The organism is Maribacter caenipelagi (assembly GCF_004364175.1).
GTDB classification, from domain to species: domain Bacteria; phylum Bacteroidota; class Bacteroidia; order Flavobacteriales; family Flavobacteriaceae; genus Maribacter; species Maribacter caenipelagi.
Map to the genome: position 1 here is coordinate 702,045 of NZ_SNZW01000011.1, position 20,301 is coordinate 722,345.

General features: G+C 36.9%; 16 protein-coding genes. 4 read left to right on the plus strand and 12 right to left on the minus strand.

Going from position 1 to position 20,301, the window contains the following annotated elements:
• Positions 1–6 precede the first annotated feature (6 nt).
• The 5 genes from DFQ03_RS03855 to DFQ03_RS03875 form a co-directional block, all read right to left on the minus strand.
• A complete protein-coding gene (locus DFQ03_RS03855) occupies positions 7–1,005 on the minus strand; it encodes a glycosyltransferase family protein (protein WP_133671686.1) in 999 nt (332 codons plus the stop codon).
• Complete coding sequence (locus DFQ03_RS03860; protein WP_133671687.1) at positions 1,002–1,865, minus strand: UDP-2,3-diacylglucosamine diphosphatase; 864 nt, start codon at positions 1,863–1,865, stop codon at positions 1,002–1,004. The genes DFQ03_RS03855 and DFQ03_RS03860 overlap by 4 nt, the downstream gene beginning before the upstream one ends.
• 239 nt (positions 1,866–2,104) lie before the next feature.
• Positions 2,105–4,402 (minus strand): FdhF/YdeP family oxidoreductase, encoded by a 2,298-nt coding sequence (locus DFQ03_RS03865; protein WP_133671688.1) that lies wholly within the window; start codon positions 4,400–4,402, stop codon positions 2,105–2,107.
• 83 nt (positions 4,403–4,485) lie between these two features.
• Positions 4,486–4,851 (minus strand): DUF7009 family protein, encoded by a 366-nt coding sequence (locus DFQ03_RS03870; RefSeq protein WP_133671689.1) that lies wholly within the window; start codon positions 4,849–4,851, stop codon positions 4,486–4,488.
• A 266-nt stretch (positions 4,852–5,117) separates the two neighbouring features.
• Complete coding sequence (locus tag DFQ03_RS03875; protein ID WP_243834412.1) at positions 5,118–5,996, minus strand: nucleotidyltransferase family protein; 879 nt, start codon at positions 5,994–5,996, stop codon at positions 5,118–5,120.
• A 143-nt stretch (positions 5,997–6,139) separates the two neighbouring features.
• On the opposite strand from DFQ03_RS03875, the gene DFQ03_RS03880 reads away from it, so the two are divergent.
• Positions 6,140–7,492, plus strand: coding sequence for a Gfo/Idh/MocA family protein (locus DFQ03_RS03880; protein WP_133671690.1), 1,353 nt, complete (start codon positions 6,140–6,142; stop codon positions 7,490–7,492).
• A gap of 3 nt (positions 7,493–7,495) precedes the next feature.
• Here the strand turns inward: DFQ03_RS03880 and DFQ03_RS03885 are convergent, their stop codons facing one another.
• From DFQ03_RS03885 to DFQ03_RS03900, 4 genes are all read right to left on the minus strand, one after another.
• Complete coding sequence (locus tag DFQ03_RS03885; RefSeq protein WP_208295884.1) at positions 7,496–8,683, minus strand: AEC family transporter; 1,188 nt, start codon at positions 8,681–8,683, stop codon at positions 7,496–7,498.
• 118 nt (positions 8,684–8,801) lie between these two features.
• Entirely contained in the window at positions 8,802–9,992 is a 1,191-nt protein-coding gene (locus DFQ03_RS03890; protein WP_133671691.1) for a pyridoxal phosphate-dependent aminotransferase, read from the minus strand.
• 28 nt (positions 9,993–10,020) lie between these two features.
• Positions 10,021–10,524 (minus strand): hypothetical protein, encoded by a 504-nt coding sequence (locus DFQ03_RS03895; RefSeq protein ID WP_133671692.1) that lies wholly within the window; start codon positions 10,522–10,524, stop codon positions 10,021–10,023.
• A 28-nt stretch (positions 10,525–10,552) separates the two neighbouring features.
• Positions 10,553–13,516 (minus strand): TonB-dependent receptor, encoded by a 2,964-nt coding sequence (locus DFQ03_RS03900; protein ID WP_166637429.1) that lies wholly within the window; start codon positions 13,514–13,516, stop codon positions 10,553–10,555.
• A gap of 536 nt (positions 13,517–14,052) precedes the next feature.
• On the opposite strand from DFQ03_RS03900, the gene DFQ03_RS03905 reads away from it, so the two are divergent.
• Complete coding sequence (locus DFQ03_RS03905; protein WP_133671694.1) at positions 14,053–14,526, plus strand: Lrp/AsnC family transcriptional regulator; 474 nt, start codon at positions 14,053–14,055, stop codon at positions 14,524–14,526.
• Here DFQ03_RS03905 and DFQ03_RS03910 read toward each other — a convergent pair whose 3' ends face one another.
• Positions 14,527–15,918 (minus strand): Gfo/Idh/MocA family protein, encoded by a 1,392-nt coding sequence (locus DFQ03_RS03910; RefSeq protein ID WP_133671695.1) that lies wholly within the window; start codon positions 15,916–15,918, stop codon positions 14,527–14,529.
• A 233-nt stretch (positions 15,919–16,151) separates the two neighbouring features.
• On the opposite strand from DFQ03_RS03910, the gene DFQ03_RS03915 reads away from it, so the two are divergent.
• Both DFQ03_RS03915 and DFQ03_RS03920 read left to right on the plus strand, forming a co-directional pair.
• Positions 16,152–16,610 carry a COG2426 family protein gene (locus DFQ03_RS03915; RefSeq protein ID WP_133671696.1) on the plus strand — a complete coding sequence of 153 codons (459 nt, stop codon included), beginning with the start codon at positions 16,152–16,154 and terminating at the stop codon, positions 16,608–16,610.
• Positions 16,611–16,715: 105 nt separating this feature from the next.
• Positions 16,716–17,069 carry a pyruvate kinase gene (locus DFQ03_RS03920; protein ID WP_133671697.1) on the plus strand — a complete coding sequence of 118 codons (354 nt, stop codon included), beginning with the start codon at positions 16,716–16,718 and terminating at the stop codon, positions 17,067–17,069.
• A 183-nt stretch (positions 17,070–17,252) separates the two neighbouring features.
• Here DFQ03_RS03920 and hutG read toward each other — a convergent pair whose 3' ends face one another.
• A complete protein-coding gene (gene hutG / locus DFQ03_RS03925) occupies positions 17,253–18,209 on the minus strand; it encodes a formimidoylglutamase (protein WP_133671698.1) in 957 nt (318 codons plus the stop codon).
• 82 nt (positions 18,210–18,291) lie between these two features.
• Entirely contained in the window at positions 18,292–20,292 is a 2,001-nt protein-coding gene (locus DFQ03_RS03930) for a urocanate hydratase (protein WP_133671699.1), read from the minus strand.
• Positions 20,293–20,301 lie beyond the last annotated feature (9 nt).

A 20,301-nucleotide genomic window follows, 5' to 3' on the forward strand; every position in this document is an offset into this window, starting at 1 on the left:
GATTTTTTAGCGGATTACTAAAGACTCTTCAAGAAGTTTTGAAACGATCATATCTGTAATATCTGGATAATCTACATCGACAATAGTATCTGTCTCTAGCCAATGTTTCACTTTGTCTAGATGTTTGTTCTTAAGTGATTTGATTACAGGAACTCCCATTTCTGCTAAGGTCGCTGCATTACATTGCTGTTCATACTGCCCTTTCATGGGGACGACAAGCAATTTCTTTTGCATGTAAAGACTTTCTGCAGGAGCCTCAAAACCGGCTCCGCATAATACACCTTTACTAGAAGACATACTTTTTACAAAAGCATCATTGGTAATCGGTTTTATATGAATGTTTTTGTTGAAATATGCATATGTGTTGTGCTTAGAGAAAACTTCCCAATTGGTATTCTTCATCTTGCTTAAAAACTTCAGCAATTTTTCATCACTGTAGGAGGGAAGATAAACCGTATAGTGCTCACCGTTAGAAATTGTTGCCGTTCGTATATCGTCCCTTATTATAGGCGTGTAAATGTTAGGTTCGTAAGATTTAAAATGAAGTCCGAGTTGTTGACTGGTTGGTGCGTAGTTATTTAAGATCCATTTGCCCATTCTGTCTGTTTTCTTGGGTTTTGGCGCTTTGGCAGATAATACGGCAGCTTGGTGACTAAAACTGTAACAGGGTTTATTTTTTAACTTACACGCCCATGCAGTAACAGGTTCAAAATCATTTATGATAAGGTCGTAATCTTCTACAGGTATGCTTTTGATTTCTTTTTGTAAGCGCATGGAGTTTGACCTGTAATAGGTTTTCCAAACATCAACACCACCCTTTTTGCCGAAAATGAAACTTAGCCCTTTTAATTGATATTTTACAGGGTAAGGCAGCTTAATATCGGCTTGTATGCCGCTTACCAAAATATCTAAAGAAATGTTGTGTTTCAAAAGGGCTGGGATGACGTCTCGTGCTCTGCTTAAATGACCGTTTCCGGTACCTTGTATTGCGTATAATACTCTCATTTACTCTGCTGTGTCATTCCACTAATTCTAAATTCTTCTAACAGACTTTGAAAAAGCTCAGCCTTTTCTAAAACAAAAGTTTCCTCTTTAATATCTTCCTTATGGTCAATGACTAGTTGATCTTCTAAATAGGAGTATAGTTTCCAGCTGCCTTTATGGTATTCAAGTGCGGTTAAATTTTCAATCCAGTCACCCGAATTTAAATAGGTAACTTCACCTTTATCCGTCTTTATTTTACGAATTTCTGGTTGGTGAATATGTCCGCATATCACGTAGTCATATCCATTTTCAATAGCGATAGCTGCGGCAATTTCTTCAAAGTCATTAATAAATTTAACGGCAGATTTTACACCGTTCTTTATTTTTTTAGACATAGAAATGGGTCCTTTCCCCATTTTCTTGCTAATGAAGTTAATTGCTCTGTTCAGTAGTATTAAAAAATCATACCCCTTGGCGCCAAGTTTTGCAACCCATTTAGAATGTTGCATGGTTACATCAAAAACATCACCATGAAAAATCCATGCTTTTTTATTTTCAAGCGGAATTACCATTTTATTGACAATGCTTAACGAACCCATGTTATTGCCAGAAAACTTACGTAATAGTTCATCATGATTACCTGTTACGTAATGTACCGGTATGCCTTTAGCAACCCACTCTAATAAGAGTTTAATAACCTTCATGTGAGATTTAGGAAAATAACGTTTGCTAAATTGCCAAATATCAACAATGTCACCATTCAGAATTACTTCTTTCGGCTTTATAGATTTCATATATTTTAAAAGCTCTTTAGCGTGGCAGCCGTATGTTCCTAAATGTACATCAGAAATGACTACAATGTCAACTGGTCTTTTTTTCATAAAATGATTGGAGGTTTCTTACCTGAAAATTTTGAAATACGAAATAGGGGTAGATTGACCTCCAACTTGGCATAATATGCAAGAAGGGAATTTGAGAAAACGGTCAATTCAATAGATTTCATGCACTGAAACTTATGACCGTAAAGATTCTAAAAATAAGATTATAACAAGGTTACTGCTAACTTATTTTTGAGTTACTAGATTGTTAAGTAATTGAATGTCAGTAAAATATTAGTTAACTATTTCTTTACTAATCTTACCTTAACTGACTTGCTAATAGGTGTTTTACTACGGTCAGCAAAATGATTAAAAGGTACCAGTACATTAGTTTCAGGAAAATAGGATCCCAAATTTCCTGACGGTATATTGTACGGTACTATCTTAAAGTTATGAGCAGTTCTAATTTGTTCATCATAAGTACTGGTAATATCTACAACATCGAATTTTTTGAGTCCGATGGCTTTCATGTCATTAATATTCATGAAAATTACCCGTCTCGCATTGTATACACCTCTATACCGATCATTAAGACCATAAATAGTGGTGTTGAATTGATCATGAGAACGTATGGTCATCAACATGTATTCATCTTTTGCCAGCTTGTGCTCTGGTAATTTATTTATAGAAAATTGTGCTTTTCCATTTGGTAACATACTAAAATCTAAATCACGTACATTATTTGGTAAATAGTAGCCTGCGCATACAGAACGTTCTTCAGTTTTGCTAAAACCTTTTGCTACTTGATCTATCTGTGTTCTGATCAGTTCGTAATCATTACCCAGCGATTTCCAGTTCATAGAATGACCTTCCCCGAAAAAGGCATGACCCATGTTCGCAATAATCTCAGGCTCGCTCATTATAGTGTCAGAAGCTGGTTTCAAAATCCCTTTAGAGCGTTTTACACGACCCATACTATTTTCTACCGTAAAATGGCGAGGTTTACCGTCTTTCATATCTTTTTCAGATCTGCCTATGGTTGGCAGAATTAGAGCTGTTTTACCGGTAATTAAATGTGTTCTGTTCAATTTGGTGCTTACCTGTACTGTAAGGTCGCAGTTTTGAATACCCTTAGCCGTATATTCAGTATCAGAAGCCGCCATTAAAAAATTACCACCAAGGCACATGAATACTTTTGCTTTGCCTTCGTACATAGCTTTTAACGTGCCTACAACATCAACGCCTTCATGTTCTGGTGGGTTGAAGCCTAAGTGCTCTTTAATACGTTCGTTCATCGCCTTATCAACAAAATGCTGAATACCAACACTGCGATCACCTTGTACATTACTATGGCCACGTACTGGGCAGGTACCGGCATTTGGTTTTCCTATAGCTCCTTTAAGTAAAAGGAGATTAATGAATTCTCTAATATTCTCTACCCCGTTCTTGTGTTGTGTGAGCCCCATTGCCCAGCACACGATAATTTTAGATTTGTTCGCTAATAACGATACCGTTTCATTAATTTTATCTTCTGATACGCCAGTTTGTGCCAGAAGTTCTTCTGAAGAATAATTTTTGAGGTCAGAAATCAAAGACTCATAACCGTTTGTATATTTTTCTATGAACTCATGGTCAAAAACATTCTTCGATTCTTCTTCTAATGCAACTAATTTCTTCAGTATCAATTTTACTAAAGGGATGTCTTGATTAATGTTGACCGGTAAATGAATATCTGCCATGTCTTCGCCGCCACCAATCCATCCGCCAATATGCTGCGGATTTTTAAAATTGACCAATCCTGATTCCTCAAGCGGATTTATACTGATCACCTTACCTCCATTCTGCTTACATTTTTCTAATGCCGATAACATTCTCGGGTGATTGGTACCTGGGTTTTGACCAGCTATCAATATAACCTCTGCTTCGTAAAGATCCTCTAAGGTTGTTGACCCTTTACCTATGCCCAATGTTTCGCCTAATGCGACACCACTACTTTCATGGCACATGTTAGAGCAGTCGGGTAAGTTATTGGTACCTATAGCACGGGCAAACATACCATATAAGAATGCAGCTTCGTTACTTGATCTACCAGAGGTATAGAAAATTGCCTCGTCTGGATTGTTTAATTTTTTTAGTTCCGAGGCGATTAAATCAAAAGCATCTTGCCAAGAAATTGGTTCGTAATGAACGCTACCTGGTTTTAAAATCAAGGGTTCTACTAAACGCCCGAATTTGTTTAGTTCGTAATCGGTTAGTTGAGATAATTCTTCAACTGAATTTTTTTGAAAGAAACTTGCATCAATTTTTTCTGTAGTAGCTTCATCACCCAAGGCTTTTGCTCCATTTTCGCAATATTCGGCTACTGGTGACGGATGTTCTGGGTCTGGCCATGCACAACTAGGGCAATCAAAACCGTCTTTTTGATTCATGCTCAATAATGTGCGCATGGATCGCAAAACGCCCATTTCTTTAAAGGTATGCTTAAGTGCTTCGCGTACACCTAAATATCCGGCGGCATTTGTAATCGGGTCTTTTAATTCTATGTCAAGAAATTCTTCTGATCCTCTAAATGAGACGTTGCGTTCGGTTTTTGCATCCATACGCTAAACTTAGTAAATGTAAAAGTAACGACCGCAATCAAATTTATTAAAACTACCTTGAAAATGATGAATTTGAATTGGTTTTAACTCAACTTAGGGTTTGGGTAATTGTCAGATTGATCTTCAATAGTATTGTCAAGACAGGTAAAATCTTTTTCTAAAAGTAAGTAGAGTTCGTTGCCAGACGTTGTTTTCAAAGTGTGGTCATAGGTGATGATATCATTTTCAAACCAAACCTTACCTGTAGTTTCTGGCATTTCTAAAATAATTCGATTGTTCTCAAAGCTAATTCGTAATTGATCAGCATGACTCTTTAGAATAACTCCGTAACTGAATACTTGACCTACAAAATTAGTACTGTCGTAAATCTCTCCATTTGTAGAGAGCGATTTTACTTCTGATTGGGTTAGTCGAAACCTAACAGAATCACCTTTTATTCTAATTTTCATAGCTATAAATTCAGTTCACAACAAAAATAGACCATCTGACAACAAAAAATAAGCGGTTGACATCAATTTGTTTTTAATAATTAACCTTACCTGTACATTTATAATGTAATAAAAAACGAATTAAAATTTTTTCATTTTCATATAGTGTTCTCGTAAAAGAGTCCGGTCTGTTAAGATCGGACTCTTTTTAGTTTACATCATTTTGAAGCAAATAAAAACCCATCAAATGAATATCTAATGGGTCTTGTTTTAATAGGATGAACATCTTATTTCCAAATAGGAGCAGGGTATTTACCTGATTCCGATTTTTCTTTTAAGCTATTCATAGCTTTTTCTTTATCACTTGCATACGTAACCCCAAACCAGTCTCCGCCAGAAGGTATACATTTTACTTTGATCTCATTTGCTTGAAGCATTTCTTGTATCATTAAAGGTATGTACAATTCGCTATTTGCAATACGATCTTCATCTTTCAAGAAAATTCTGAATTCTGATTCTATTTTATCAAAAATAGAAGGTCTACATACCCAAAAATTCATACTAGCTTGTTCGTCACCGGTAAATTCTAGGTTCGTGTCTTCATCGACAATGCTGTTCTCTTTTTGTACAAGTTTAAGTCTCTCTTGTACAGAAACCAGATTATCACCGTTTACTTCACAAACACCTCTAGAAACTGATCCGTGCTCAGATAAAGTGTCTTTTAATGTGTAACCTAAAAGAGCATATGCGCTATCGTCAGATTTCATGAAATCGGCAGCTTTTTTGTAAGCAGATTGTCCGTAAAAATCATCTGCATTAATAACCACAAATGGTCCGTCGATTACTTTTCTTGCTGTCCAAACCGCATGGGCGGTACCCCATGGTTTTTTACGTTCACCTGTGAATGTAACGCCATCAGGTAAATCTGTAAGTTCTTGGGCAAGAACATTTAATTTAATAGTACTTGGTATTCTTGTTGACAGATGCTCTTCTAAAAAAGAAACGTTTTCTTTTTTGGTGATAACTACAATTTGTTCAAAATTATTTTGGATGGCGTCATAAATGGCAAACTCCATTAAAAACTCACCATTTGGTCCTAAATCATCAAATTGTTTAAGCTTTCCATATCTACTACCGCTACCGGCAGCCATTAAAAGTAATGTCATAATTTTCTGTATTTACGGCGTAAAAATAGCGAATGTGATTAAAATTCATACAAATTATTGGTTGTAACATCATTATAATTGATGATAAGTTAATATGGGTCGGTAACTTTTTATAAATTCAGAGTTCATAAAATTTACATCGCATGGCATCAAGAAGAAATTTTATTAGGAATACATCATTGGCAGGTATGGGCCTATTTGCAGTACCAGGTTTTGCGAATAATAGTTTTAGTGCCGCCGATAAACTTAATGTGGGTTTAATAGGTGTAGGCTTGAGAGGAACAAACCATTTGCAGAATTTACTACTGAGAAAAGATGTGAATGTTACCGCTATTTGCGATGTTGATACTGAAAGAATAACCATTGCAAAGAAGCATATTGCCGATGCTAAGGGTAAAGCACCAAAGGTTTTCGCAGCAAATGATCTTGATTATAAAAATCTTTTGGCATTGCCAGATGTTGACGCTGTAATTATAGCGACACCCTGGTTGTGTCATACGCGTATGACTGTTGACGCAATGGAAGCTGGTAAATTTGCAGGTGTAGAAGTATCTGCCTCTAATACCTTAGAAGAATGTTGGGATTTGGTGAATACCCATGAACGCACAGGTACACATATGATGATTTTAGAAAACGTGAATTATCGTAGAGATGTTTTGGCAGTTCTAAATATGGTAAAGCAAAATGTATTTGGCGAAATGGTACATTATAGATGTGGCTATCAACATGATTTGCGACATGTAAAATTCAATGATGGTAAAACGGCTTATGGAAAAGGGGTGGAGTTTGGTGAGAAAGGAATATCGGAGTCTAAATGGCGTACCGAACATTCGGTGAAACGTAATGCAGACGTATACCCTACACATGGATTGGGACCCATTGCGGTAATGGCAGATATTAACCGTGGTAATCGTTTTATGTCAATGACCTCGCATGCATCAAAAGGTATTGGGTTGCATAATTATATAGTGAAGGAAGGTGGTGAACAACACCCTAATGCAAAAGTGAACTTTAAGCAGGGTGATGTAATTACCTCTACTATCAATACAGCCAATGGAGAAACTATCATCATTACCCATGATTGTAATTTGCCAAGACCTTATTCTTTGGGATTTCGTGCGCAAGGTGCAAACGGACTCTGGGAAGTAGACGGTAGCCGAATTTATGTAGAAGGAAAATCTGAACCACATCAATGGGATGAAGCACAGCCATGGTTAGATGAGTATGACCATCCCCTATGGAAAAAATATGGAGAATATGCCCTGAATGCTGGTCACGGTGGTATGGACTTTTTTGTGTTGAATTCTTTCGTAGAATCGGCAAAACAGAATATCGCTCCGCCATTAGATGCTTACGACGCAGCAGCATGGAGTGCGGTTACGCCACTTTCAGAAGTTTCTATTGCGAATAATGGCGAGCCTCAAGATTTTCCTGATTTTACTCGAGGTCTTTGGATGAAAAGAACACCTTATAAATGGATGAAAGAAACGTATTAGAATTTAGCTTGCTTTGGCTTCATTCAAAGTTTTTTCATCTTTATAGTTGCCCTTCGCAATTGACATTTTAGATTTCTTTTTCATCTTTTTATGAGAAATTTTACGGTCGCGGTCAGCTCTAAAACTAGTAGATTTAAAGATATCTGGTGCAAATGAAATGGCAAGAATGACAGCTCCTAACCCCAGTAAACTAACCGGATTTATAAAGTAATCGCTAAAAGAGAAAATGCCTATAATTAATAGTGTTGAAAATGGTAGCGAACATGCTAATATATTCAGACCGAAGTTGACATCAAAAGTTGGGTTTGGCTGTTCGTCTTTCTCTTCCATAGACTGTATGGCACTCATGTGTGCAAATGGCCAAAAGCTACAGGCACTTTGTGGAAATACCACTAATAGTAAAATCATAGCCGGAGTTAAAGCGGGTATTGCATAGGCAAAAAGACCGCTCAATAAAAAAGCTAGTCCCATTCTACGAAACAACATAGAAATTATCAACTTAAACTCTCCTTTATTGATTCTAACCGCCATACCAATAAATAATAGTACTAACGGCGTCATTAAATCTTTAATACTCAAAGCTGTGTTTTGAAAAAATGTTGGTAATGATGACAAATCCAATCCAAAGCCCAACATAACTAAACCTACTACTATAACTATGTTTATAGGTTCATTGATTAGAGAAATAAATAACCCTTTTAATTTAGCCGAAGAAGACTCTTGTTTTTCTATGACCGAGTTCTTTCTATACCAATGCATGGCTAGCATGTATAAAAGTATAAGAACAAATATTTTGTTTCCAATATCTGCAAGTGCGGCCAGTGCCAAGGTATCATCACCTAGGTAAGCTACAATAAATGGAAAGCATGAAAGACCGGGTGCAGTAGATGGTAAAAGCATCATCAAGGTCCGTTTTTTACTTTTCTCTTCTTTATGTAAAGATGCTGCCAAGAAATATTTGGTTGCCAATAACATGAGAAGATTAAAAGTTAAGGCAGCTAACGGAAAAACTAACAAGGTACCGTTAAGCTCTATTTTTAAGAGTGCTACGAATATAGTCGCTGGTAAGGCTACACTTAAAATAAGCACTTTAACACCTTTTAAATCTTGCTTGGCTACCTTCTTCTGTAGAAGTACACCTAGACCAATTATTAGTATTAATTCGAGGGTTTTTTGTAGAGCAAAATTCATTTTTCGAGTGATTTGATTTGAGTAGATAGATGAATTATGAATAGTCCGAAGGAGTTGAATTCAGGATTTTTGTGTCAAGGCAATTATCCAATCTTCCAACTCCTGGACTAATTCAAACTTAAACTAGCACTTTTTCAAGGGCAGCTGTAAATAACTTCATCTCGTCCATAGTACCCATGCTTACTCGGCACCAGTTTTTACCATAGATTTCAAAAGCTCGTACACCAACACCTTCGGCGGTCATTTTTTCTAAGAAAGGTTTACCGTCCATTTCAATTGGAAATATGATAAAACTTGTAGAAGATGGCACATATTCGAAACCTAATCTATCAAGATTTTCATACACATATTCCCTACATACTTTATTCAGTTTTCTAGATTTATCTTTAAAAGCTACATCTTCCATGCTGGCCATGGCTGCATAAACAGATGGTAATGAAATGCCCATACCACCACGTGTAATTTTTTGAATAATATCTAGAGTTTCTGTTTGTGCTACTATATAACCAACACGTAAACCTGCCATACCTTGAATTTTAGAGAATGTACGGGCAATGATTACGTTTTTACCTTCGTTGATAAGTGATACCATACTCTTTTTAGCAGCATCGTCTAAAAAGCCTAAATAGGCCTCATCTACAAAAATCGGAGTCTTTTCAGATACGCGAGAACAGAAATCTATCAGCTCTGCATGGTCCGTCATACTACCCGTTGGGTTATTCGGGTTACAGATGTAAACCAATTTTGTGTCATCATCAACTGCTGCTTCCATTGCTGCTAGATCGTGAGACCAATCTTTTTTAAGAGGTACTGGCTTCCAAGTTGCACCTGTAGCTTCTGCTACCTTGATCAATGACATATATGCTGGGTCTGCAGAAACGATATTACCGCCATTTTGAAAGAAGACCATGGCCGTTTTTTCTAATAAGTCAGATGAACCAGGACCCATCATAATATTCTCTTGCTTGACACCTTCTTCAACCGCAATTTTATCCATTAACTGATACAACTCTTTCCAAGCATAACGGTTTCCTTTCGGTGCATACTCTTGCATTGCAGAAACTGCCATTGGAGATGGTCCGTATGGGTTTTCGTTAGCATTCAGTTTTGCTGCAAGCTCTAGAGGTTGCGTTGGTGCATATGGTAAATACTCTTTAAAAAACGGAGTGTAAGGGATGTTTCCTTTTGCATCTACCGTAATAGGTTGCGACGGGAAAGCCCCATAGGTCAGATAAGGAGCTGCCATTACGCCTGCTGCGGTAAGAACACCTCTTTTAAGCCAATCTCTTCTGTTTACATTTGTTTTCATACTGTGCTATATTTAAGTTAAAAAATTTCTAGTTTGAATCTACCGGCGTAGCATTGGCACCTATATTTCCTTCGGCAACAACAGTGTTATCGACTGTGCTCAATGCAATGCTAACATGTGCGTCTAGTGTTTCTAAACTGTCGTAGAACGATGTGTCCGTAATAAGAAAGAACTTGTTTTCAGTAAGTTCTCCAGTAGTTCCGTCTACATCATCCAACGTTGTTAAAACCGAAGTACCAACGCCAACGGCTCCATCAATAATCACTGCTGGGTGAAAGGTGTCCTCTATGGTATTGTACATTGATATCTGTACCAATGTTTGCTCTAAATCGGTCTTCCAGAATACGATTCTTCCAAAAACATTGGATCCCATTGGGTCTGTAGAATCTATGGTATAGGCTGTAAAAGTATCTAAGGTGCCACCACCTTCGGCTGCCTCTTGAGCTGAATCTAGCCGCTCTAAATCGCACGACCCGAATGTTATTAAGATCATAGTTAATACACTTAACTTTTTTATATATGTCTTTATCATTTTCTTATTTTTTAATATTAAACATCAATTAGAAGCTTAGTGTAGCCCTTACTGAATAAAAAGCCCCTAGAGATCCTTGTTGTGCATTACCGTATAGGTAAAAACCTCTTTCTTCTGATCGATATAAATCGGGATAATTATTGAAAATATTTTGTCCTGTAAGGGTAAAAGCCAAGTTCTCAGAAGCCTTATATGTAATCCCTAAATCAGAGGTAACCTGAGCCGAAAATGTTTGATCTGAATAACCTTGTTCCCCAACATTTGGAAAGTTAGCATCGGTCAAGGTGCCAATTCCATCATCTATTCTGGCGATTTCCCCAAAATAGTTACCTCTTAGCATTCCAGACCATTTTCCTATGCTATAGGTTGCAGAAGCTATAAATTGTGTATTTGGAACACCTTGCTCATAGGCACCTATTACGGCACGGTCAATATAAAGGTCTTCAAGTTCTTGATCGGTCAAAACAGTATTCAAGTCAGGAACGTTGGCACCTTCAAAAGTTCTGTCTGATAGCAATCCGGATACGTTTAGATTCAACATTCCTTCACCAACTCTTTCACTATAGTTAGCTACTATTTCTATACCTTTTGTGCTGATATCACCACCGTTTATTCTAAAACTTGCCAAACCGGCACCTATAAGTGGCTCTAAAGCTGGGGCATTACCTGCACTGAAGTTACCAGTACTGAACAAGCGGTCTTTAATATCGATTTGAAAGGCATCAATACTAAGGTCTAACTTATTAAAAAGTTTTGCGGTAATTCCTAAACCAATGTTGGTAGATCTTTCTTCCTGTAACTGCTGAATACCAATAGTTTTTGCGACTTGACTACTATTTGGGTATAGTGTTCCGTCAAACGGTTCTAGATCTACAAAAAAGGTAAATGTATGTGAGTAATTCAATTCTTGTAATGATGGTGCTCTAAAACCATTACTTATCGATCCTCTAACTGATAAATTATCTGTAATAGAATAACGAGTAGCAATTTTTCCGGTAAAAACCCCGCCAAAATCCGAGTATTGTTCTGTACGTAAAGCACCACTTACAAACCATTTGTCTGTAACATCTAATTCCAGATCTAGATAAAGTCCAGTAACCGAGCGAAACTCATTTGCCTCGTTCTCAGGTGCAAAACCTCTAAAACATTGACAATTTGGACTGTATTGTAGTACAGGGTAGGAGCTAACACCACCATAAGGTAGTACAAGAGCATCTCCATTAGCATCAACAATTGGACTGCCGTCCAAACCTTCTAAAGGAAAACCATCTGGTCCAATAAGTTGTTGATTGTCTTCTGTTGCGGTAATAACACCTGCATCGCCTGCAGCGTAACTTTCTTCCTGTCCTCTTTCTATAATATAGTTCTCAATTCTAAATTCTCCTCCAATTGCTATGTTAAGGCCAGATAAAAAATCTGGATAGTATCTAGAAAGGTCAAAGTTGGTTGTGTTCTGTGTAAATTTGTGCGTACCCAAATCTATTTCTGTTGGTGAAGCAGATTGTAAACTGGCGTTAAACGTATTAAATTGTCCAAGTCTTTGAGTATTGGTGCCAAAGGTATTGCTGAAATCAAAATCCCATTCACCTACTTTTCCTTTAATACCACCTGTAAAAGCCAAATTGGTTTGATCATTGGTCATTTGTGGCCTAAAACCGTTAGGATACAGGTCATAATTGAAACGATCGGTTTGTGCTGATCTACGATAAAAACATCCAAATAGTTGACCGGATTTATACCCAAAATCACCAAAGGAATAAAAACTGCTTTCAGACATTTCAGAAAGTGGTATTTCTAAATCATAAGAAACTACGCCCAATACACTTGGTGATAAACCTGCAAAGGTTGATATATCTCTCGCAGTAAGGCCACGTGCAGCAAGTAGTCCTGCATCTGTCTGTAATTCTGCGGCAAGTGCAGCATCTCCAGCTGTTTGTGCGGCCAATAATTCAGGATTGGTTATTATAGGGTTACCCTGCGCATCTGTTCTTTCATTATTTAGATAAGAGTCTCCGTAAGGAGTAGCACCGCTAATATTTGGGCGAATTGCTGCTTCATTTTGACGATAGGTTCCTGCAACGTTAAGATATCCTCCGTTTTCCAAGGAGGTTCCATAATTGATTCCAAGTTGATGTGTTATACCATCTGCTCCGTCCGTATCGTTAAGTAAATCTTGGTCAGATTGACTAATATTGGAATCACTGATATCTGGATTGGAATTGGTATAAAACCCGGCAGTGTAGTTTGTTGTGAATTTGTCCGTGCCTTTTCTGGTAACTATATTAATTACCCCTGCAATAGCGTCAGAACCATATTGTGCTGAGGCACCGTCCCGTAAAACTTCCACACGGTCTATGGCATCTAAGGAAATGAAATCCATATCAACTGAATTTGCAGATCCACCTGTTGCCGAACTTATTAATTGTGCTCCACTATGGCGTCTTTTGCCATTTACTAGAACCAATAACTGATTGGGACCCAAACCTCTTAAAGAAGGAGGTGTAACCGAAGCACTAAGGTCACCCCCTTGCGATCTAACAGCCGTAAACGATGGTGCGGAAGCAACAAGTAATTGACCAACATCCAATTGTGGCATGTTAATGGCCTGTTTACTTACGCTTATAACATCTACAGGAGCTGCAGTCTGTAATTTTGTTCTTGCTTGCCCTCTTGAACCTATCACTATGGTTTCTGTTAATTGTTGTGCAGATTCTTCAAGAATGGCATTAATCGTTGTTTTACTATTTACGGGTATTTCTAGTTTGGCATACCCTATAAAGGAGTATACTAAAGTGGCGTCACTATCCGCTGTAATAGAGTAAAGTCCATCAAAATCTGTAATGACGCCTTTAGTGGTTCCTTTGACCATAACGTTAACGCCGGGCAAGGGACCTTGTGCATCTGATACTTTACCGTTAATTGTAATTTCCTGTGCTTGAACTACAATAAATGTGTGTAGTAATAGGAAGGATAATGTTAGAATTTTCTTCATAATCATGTGAGTTTAGTTGTTGCTCAATGATGTATCTACCTAATAAATAATCTTGTGGTTAACAAGAAAATTACAAGGGGAATACATTATGCGTAAAAGAAAAGTTCCGGATACTTTACCAGTCAGAAAACCATGTTATTAGGTGATTAAATGACTTAGACAATATTATAAATTGTTATAGCAAAATAAAAATAGCTCTTATGCTTGAGCTATTGATTTTAAAGGTGTTATGAGGTTGTATTTTGAGTTATCAGTAATTTTTTGATTAAAAAATGTTGATAATTCAAGTTTATAGCTCTTTAAAATTAAAAATCTGACTATCTGATATTATTGCTTAGTAAAGTGCTTTTTGTGCTATTTGTAATTTGATTAGCAGAAAATAAACAATACCTCATTTATTGGCTTTTTTATTGCCGTATTATTACTAAAAATTACATAACTATAAATTAAATTTGTTAAAATGGGTTAAATACATATAATAGTTTAATGAAAATTTAGATTTTATTGAAAAAGGTGACTTAAAACGATTAGCACAGATGAGGAATAAATTAGACCAAGTAGATTTTAGTATTTTAAATATTTTGGCAGAAAATGCTCAGACTCCATATACTGATGTTGCCAAAAAATTAATTGTATCTCCGGGTACGGTCCACATGCGAATGCGCAAGATGAGAGAAATGGGTTTAATTACTGGTGCGACCTTAAGTCTTGACTATGCTAAAATGGGTTGGAAGATGACTATTTTCTTGGGAATCTTCTTGAGCGAAATTAGCTTGTTCAAAAAGGTAATGAAACGATTGAACGATATTGAAGAGGTGGTAAAAATACACCACGTAACTGGTAAGTACGATATCTTTATAAAAATGCATGCTAGAGATAGTTTTCACTACAAACAAGTGTATCAAGATGAAATTCTTAGTATTTCAGGTATACGTGGTATAGAATCTTTTATTTCAATAGAAGAGAACTTGGAACGCCATATTCAATTCGTTGAGGTAGAGGATGATTAGCTATAATAATTTCATTTCGGTCGGATTCCAGTCTACTGGCTGTTTTCTCGAATAACTCTTATTTGCCAAAAGCGCCGCACCTGCTGCCCTTAATCCAAACTTTGGATCTTGTATTACGTTGCCATTATTTCTTATACTCGAAAAGAAATTATAAAAATGATCGTAATGCGCACCTTTATAATCTCTTGATGCTTTCCAGGTAGTTGTACCAGTAGCTAAATTACTTGCTCTAGTATCTAATTTTTTTGCAGCATATTCATCTCTTATTTTGGCTTGCATATCTTCGGTAAATGATATCATTGAATATCCGCTAGGTTCCATACCCAATTTAGAGCGATTTACGGTAACAGAATTCTGACCTATTTCCATCTCGCCTTCGGTACCAATTAATTTAAATCCGCCACCACCGCCACTACCAGCAATGAAGTTAATGCGAAATGCAGCATTAAACGGTGCATGTGTTTCCGTTTTTGGGTAATCATAAAGTGTTATAGAAACATCGGGCACATCTCTGCCATCTTTCCAATAGCGGAGTCCGCCTGTTGCCATAGCCCTGTTCGGTCCGTCTGAACTTATCACGTAGTTTAAGGTAGAGAACGCATGAACAAATAAATCTCCGGCAACACCGGTACCATAATCTTGATAGTTTCTCCATCTAAAAAATCGATTTGTATCAAAAGGTACTTTTGGTGCGCTCCCCAAAAAAGTGTCAAAGTCAACGGTTTTAGAATTGGCATCGGTAGGTATTGGATATTGCCAAGCACCTTCCGCAGAATATCGATCATTATACATGTCTAACATCACAATATCTCCGATAGCACCATCTTCATAAAGCTCTTTTGCTTTTTCATTACCCAGCGATGACATCCCTTGACTACCGATTTGACATATTTTACCTGAATCTTGTTGTGCTTTAATAATTTCTTGCCCTTCATTAAAGTTTTGAACCATTGGCTTCTCGCAATACACATGCTTGCCCGCTTTTAATGCGGCTATTGTAATGGTCTGGTGCCAATGGTCTGGAGTCGCAACTAATACGGCATCGACATCTTTTCTATTTAAAACTTCGCGGTAATCTCTTGTTACAAAAATGTCTTGTCCCCAAAGCTCTTTTGCTCGATCAAGTCTGCCTGTATACAAATCACATGCGGCAACTAATTTTATGCCATCAACTTGTAAGGCAGCTTGTGTGTCGTAAATACCTTGAATACCTGTGCCTATTAGGGCAATATTAATTTTGTCATTTACTCCAAACTCTTGAAAAGAATACGCTCTTTGTAATAGTTGAGTTTCGTTTTTTGTAGCTGATAATAAAAAAGGTGTTGCGCTTAATGCGGCAGAGGAAAGCGAGGCTCGTTTTATAAACGACCTTCTAGAGTTGTTTTTATTCATGTGTTGGTAAGCGTTGAAATTAGTTGTTGTGAGCTATTAAAAATAACAAATAATTATGGTCTTAGGTATATACAATAGAAGCATATTCTTTGATTTTTTAAATCCTTAAAGTCGACGCTACATAATTTATGGTCATTCACCTGTATAATTGACCAATTGGCAATATTTATGATTTAAATGGCATAAAATTTTTCAAGAACAACGTAGTTTTGCATTCGCTTAAAAAAACAGAATTGTTGAAAGATATACTTATAGCAGCACTTTGGAGTATCTCCCCATTAGGAGAGGCTAAAGTTGGTATACCCTACGGTCTTCTACAAGGAGGTAATATTTACGTAGTATTTGTAGTTTGTTTTTTAGCCAATGTTTTGGTGTTTCCTATTATGATGTTTTTTCTAAACACCGTAAATAGGTATTTACTTAGATGGCATTTTTATAAAAAGAATGCCCTATTTGTAGCCAGAAGAGCAAAAACAGGTTCTGGAGATCAAATTAAAAAATACGGATTTTACGGACTCATATTTTTCGTGATGTTACCTGTGCCTGGTACTGGTGTGTATGCGGGGAGTATTGCGAGCTACCTTTTTAAGATTGAAAGAAAGAAAGCCTTCTTGGCTAATACCATAGGTATATTTTTATCTTCTCTTATTGTTTGGGCAACTACTTTGTTGACCATGAAGGGTATGGCGTAATAACTTAACGCAATTTTTCTTATCCTTTTTATTTTGTGAATAACTATACCCGCTAAAAATTTTAAGAACAAGCTTTGCCTTTTAAATTTGCAGCTTTTTGAAGTTATGGATACCCTTAATATTGGTGATAAATTATATAATGTAGAGCAGAACGGTTTTAACGATTTTGCCAGATATTCTTTCTCTGAAGTTGTTCGACTTACCGAAACTCTTGCGGTTTTAAAAAACGGAGTACGACTTATTAATAGACCTAAACAATCTTACATTATGGAAGATGTAGGGTATTCGGTTTCTAGAAATAAGGGAGCTCATTGGCATATTGTTTCTTTAAAAGCGATTAGAAATGCCCAGATAGAAAATGAAAAAATTAAGATTCATGACTGGTTTGAAGAGAAACAATTTACCCTAAAAGAGAAACAGCATATCTATAAGATGTTCAAAGCTGAAGAGGCTCTGTAATATTCAGGAAGGCTATAGTTGTTACAAGAAATGAACAGACCGTTTTTTTATTAAAAAAGCTTTATTACCTTTACAGCGTTGTGTTGTGTCTCAAAGAAATTTGAGACAATTGTGTTTATCGAATTTAATCGATAGAACCCAATGAAAGGCTTTCCATTAAGGGAGGCTTTTTTTGTTTTTACCCTAAAGCTTATGAATTACGTAATGAACCAACGATGCTGCCAGTTTTGCGGTTTGGTCATCAATATCATAGTTAGGGTTTAATTCAACCACATCAAACCCTACTAATTTTTCAGATTCGATAATTAATTTTAGACTTTCTGTTACAATATCTGGAGAAAAGCCCATAGGTGATGGGGAGCTTACCCCTGGGGCGTAAGCAGAAGAAAAACCATCTAGGTCTATGGTAGTATACACATAATCTACATCTTCTAGAAATTGAATAATCCTTAATTGAACATGCTCAAGGTAGTTCATATTAAAATACTTCTGAAAAAGGTAGTTGATTTGATGTGCCTCGGCAAATTCAAATAATTCTTTTGTATTTGAATCTTTTCGAATACCTAAAGCCATATATTTAATAGCCTGACCTTTTTCGTTATGATCCATGGCAATTTGGTAAAACGGAGTGCCAGAATTATTTCCATTGGTATTTGCCCTTAAATCAAAATGGGCATCGAAATTTATAATTCCTATTTTTTCTTTAGTTTTTATATGTTCTAGTAATCCGTTATAGTGAGCATATGCCAAATCGTGACTGCCTCCAATAAGTATTGGTGTTGCCCTATTTTTTATTAAATGGCTTACGGCCTTAGTAAATTCGATTTGTTGCTCTTCTAAATCTTGATCTTTACATTCTAAATTTCCAAAATCTATTAGTCGGGTATTATCTTTTAAATGATTTGGCATTTTCGCCAATTGCTTACGAATTTCATCTGGTCCTATTGCGGCACCAACTCTGCCAGAATTTCTTCTAACACCTTCGTCACTATTATAGCCTAATAATGCTATAGTCTTATTGTTCGTAATAGGTAAAGCCTCTTTAATGCTTGAAAATGATATTTTTTCGTGCAGATAGAGCTGTTGGTCAGAAATACGTCCTTTCCAATTATCTTTGTTCGCTAATTTATAATTTGACATATTATTTAAAAATTCAGATAAATATTACGATTTTGAATCTGTCGTTTTATTAAAACGATAAAGTAGTCTTAATCTTACATTTTTAGAATAAATCTTTTAGATGTTTATCTTCGACTATAGATGGCATGGTAACTTTTAAAGTTTTGGTTCGCTCCATTTCACGTTGTAACGCAAACATTGCTTCTGGGTTTCTTGCCCAGCTTCGCCTGGCTATACCGTTATTTACATCATAGAATAACATGTTTTTTAGTTTACTCGCTGCATCTGCAGATCCGTCTAATACCATACCGAATCCGCCATTAGTAACCTCGCCCCAGCCAACTCCGCCACCGTTATGTATTGATACCCAAGTTGCACCTCTAAAACTATCGCCAATAACATTGTGAATGGCCATATCTGCAGTAAATTTACTCCCGTCATAAATGTTACTGGTTTCTCTGTAAGGTGAATCTGTACCACTTACATCATGGTGGTCTCTACCTAATATGATTGCATCACTTAACCCTCCATTTTCTATAGCTTCGTTGAACGCCAATGCAATTTTTGCCCTACCTTCTGCATCGGCATATAAAATTCTAGCTTTTGAACCTACAACCAATCTATTTTGCTCGGCTTCAGCTATCCACTTTATATTATCTGATAGTTGCTGTTGAATTTTTGCCGGAGCATCTTTTTTAATTTCCTTTAAAACTCGTAATGCAATCGCATCCGTCATTTGTAAATCTTCTATTTTTCCTGAAGAGCATACCCAACGAAATGGTCCGAAACCATAGTCGAAACACATAGGTCCTAATATATCTTGCACATAAGAAGGGTACTTAAAGTCTATTTCGTTTTCTGCCATTACATCGGCACCCGCTCTCGAAGCTTCCAATAAAAAGGCATTTCCATAATCAAAGAAATAAGTGCCTTTTGCTGTATGCTGATTAATAGTATCTGCATGTCTGCGTAAAGATGCTTGAACACTTGTTTTGAAAGATTCTGGATCCTGATTCATCATTGTATTCGATTCTTCAAATGATAATCCAACAGGGTAATAACCACCTGCCCATGGGTTGTGTAATGAGGTTTGATCAGATCCTAGATGAATGAAAATATCTTCCTTATAAAACCGTTCCCATACATCTAACACATTGCCAATAAACGCTAGAGATACGATTTCATTTTTAGATTTAGCTTCTTTTGTTCTGGCAACCAAAATGGCTATATCGTCGATTAATTCATCTACCCATCCTTGTTCAAATCTTTTTTTTGCCGCAAGCGGATTTATTTCTGCACAAACGGTAATACATCCGGCAATGTTACCGGCTTTTGGTTGCGCACCGCTCATACCTCCTAATCCGGCAGTGAGGAATATTTTCCCACCCGGATCTTCATCCGCATTCAACACCTTTCTAAAAGCATTCATTACGGTGATAGCTGTACCATGAACAATGCCTTGCGGACCAATGTACATATAAGAACCTGCAGTCATTTGACCGTATTGGGTAACGCCTAGCGCATTGAATTTTTCCCAATCGTCTTGTTTGGAGTAATTCGGAATCATCATTCCGTTTGTGACTACAACTCTTGGTGCTTCTTTGGATGACGGGAATAATCCCATTGGGTGACCGGAATAGATATGTAAGGTTTGTTCGTCGGTCATTTCAGACAAATACTGCATGGTCAATAGATACTGTGCCCAATTCTGAAATACAGCACCATTGCCACCATAGGTAATGAGTTCTTGGGGATGTTGTGCAACGGCAGGATCCAGATTATTCTGAATCATGAGCATGATGGCTGCAGCGTGACTAGTCTGTGCAGGATAATCTGAAATAGAACGAGCATGCATATCATAAGAGGGTTGAAAACGATACATATAAATTCTACCATACGTCTGTAATTCCTCCGCAAATTCAGGAGCCAATACCGCATGCCAGTCCGCCGGAAAATAACGCAAGGCATTTCTAATCGCCAATTGCTTTTCTTCTTTAGAAAGTATCTGCTTTCGGTTTGGGGCGTGACTTACCGCTGAAGACCGCTCTTTCTTTGGCGGTAATTCAGTAGGTATTCCCATCTGTATCTGTACTTTAAAATCCATCTTTAATAT

Excerpts from the sequence above, each read along its gene's own strand:
- DFQ03_RS03855 (WP_133671686.1), bottom strand. The coding sequence starts at position 1,005 with ATGAGAGTATTATACGCAATACAAGGTACCGGAAACGGTCATTTAAGC.
- DFQ03_RS03860 (WP_133671687.1), bottom strand. The coding sequence starts at position 1,865 with ATGAAAAAAAGACCAGTTGACATTGTAGTCATTTCTGATGTACATTTA.
- DFQ03_RS03865 (WP_133671688.1), bottom strand. The coding sequence starts at position 4,402 with ATGGATGCAAAAACCGAACGCAACGTCTCATTTAGAGGATCAGAAGAA.
- DFQ03_RS03870 (WP_133671689.1), bottom strand. The coding sequence starts at position 4,851 with ATGAAAATTAGAATAAAAGGTGATTCTGTTAGGTTTCGACTAACCCAA.
- DFQ03_RS03875 (WP_243834412.1), bottom strand. The coding sequence starts at position 5,996 with ATGACATTACTTTTAATGGCTGCCGGTAGCGGTAGTAGATATGGAAAG.
- DFQ03_RS03880 (WP_133671690.1), top strand. The coding sequence starts at position 6,140 with ATGGCATCAAGAAGAAATTTTATTAGGAATACATCATTGGCAGGTATG.
- DFQ03_RS03885 (WP_208295884.1), bottom strand. The coding sequence starts at position 8,683 with ATGAATTTTGCTCTACAAAAAACCCTCGAATTAATACTAATAATTGGT.
- DFQ03_RS03890 (WP_133671691.1), bottom strand. The coding sequence starts at position 9,992 with ATGAAAACAAATGTAAACAGAAGAGATTGGCTTAAAAGAGGTGTTCTT.
- DFQ03_RS03895 (WP_133671692.1), bottom strand. The coding sequence starts at position 10,524 with ATGATAAAGACATATATAAAAAAGTTAAGTGTATTAACTATGATCTTA.
- DFQ03_RS03900 (WP_166637429.1), bottom strand. The coding sequence starts at position 13,516 with ATGAAGAAAATTCTAACATTATCCTTCCTATTACTACACACATTTATT.
- DFQ03_RS03905 (WP_133671694.1), top strand. The coding sequence starts at position 14,053 with ATGAGGAATAAATTAGACCAAGTAGATTTTAGTATTTTAAATATTTTG.
- DFQ03_RS03910 (WP_133671695.1), bottom strand. The coding sequence starts at position 15,918 with ATGAATAAAAACAACTCTAGAAGGTCGTTTATAAAACGAGCCTCGCTT.
- DFQ03_RS03920 (WP_133671697.1), top strand. The coding sequence starts at position 16,716 with ATGGATACCCTTAATATTGGTGATAAATTATATAATGTAGAGCAGAAC.
- hutG (WP_133671698.1), bottom strand. The coding sequence starts at position 18,209 with ATGTCAAATTATAAATTAGCGAACAAAGATAATTGGAAAGGACGTATT.
- DFQ03_RS03930 (WP_133671699.1), bottom strand. The coding sequence starts at position 20,292 with ATGGATTTTAAAGTACAGATACAGATGGGAATACCTACTGAATTACCG.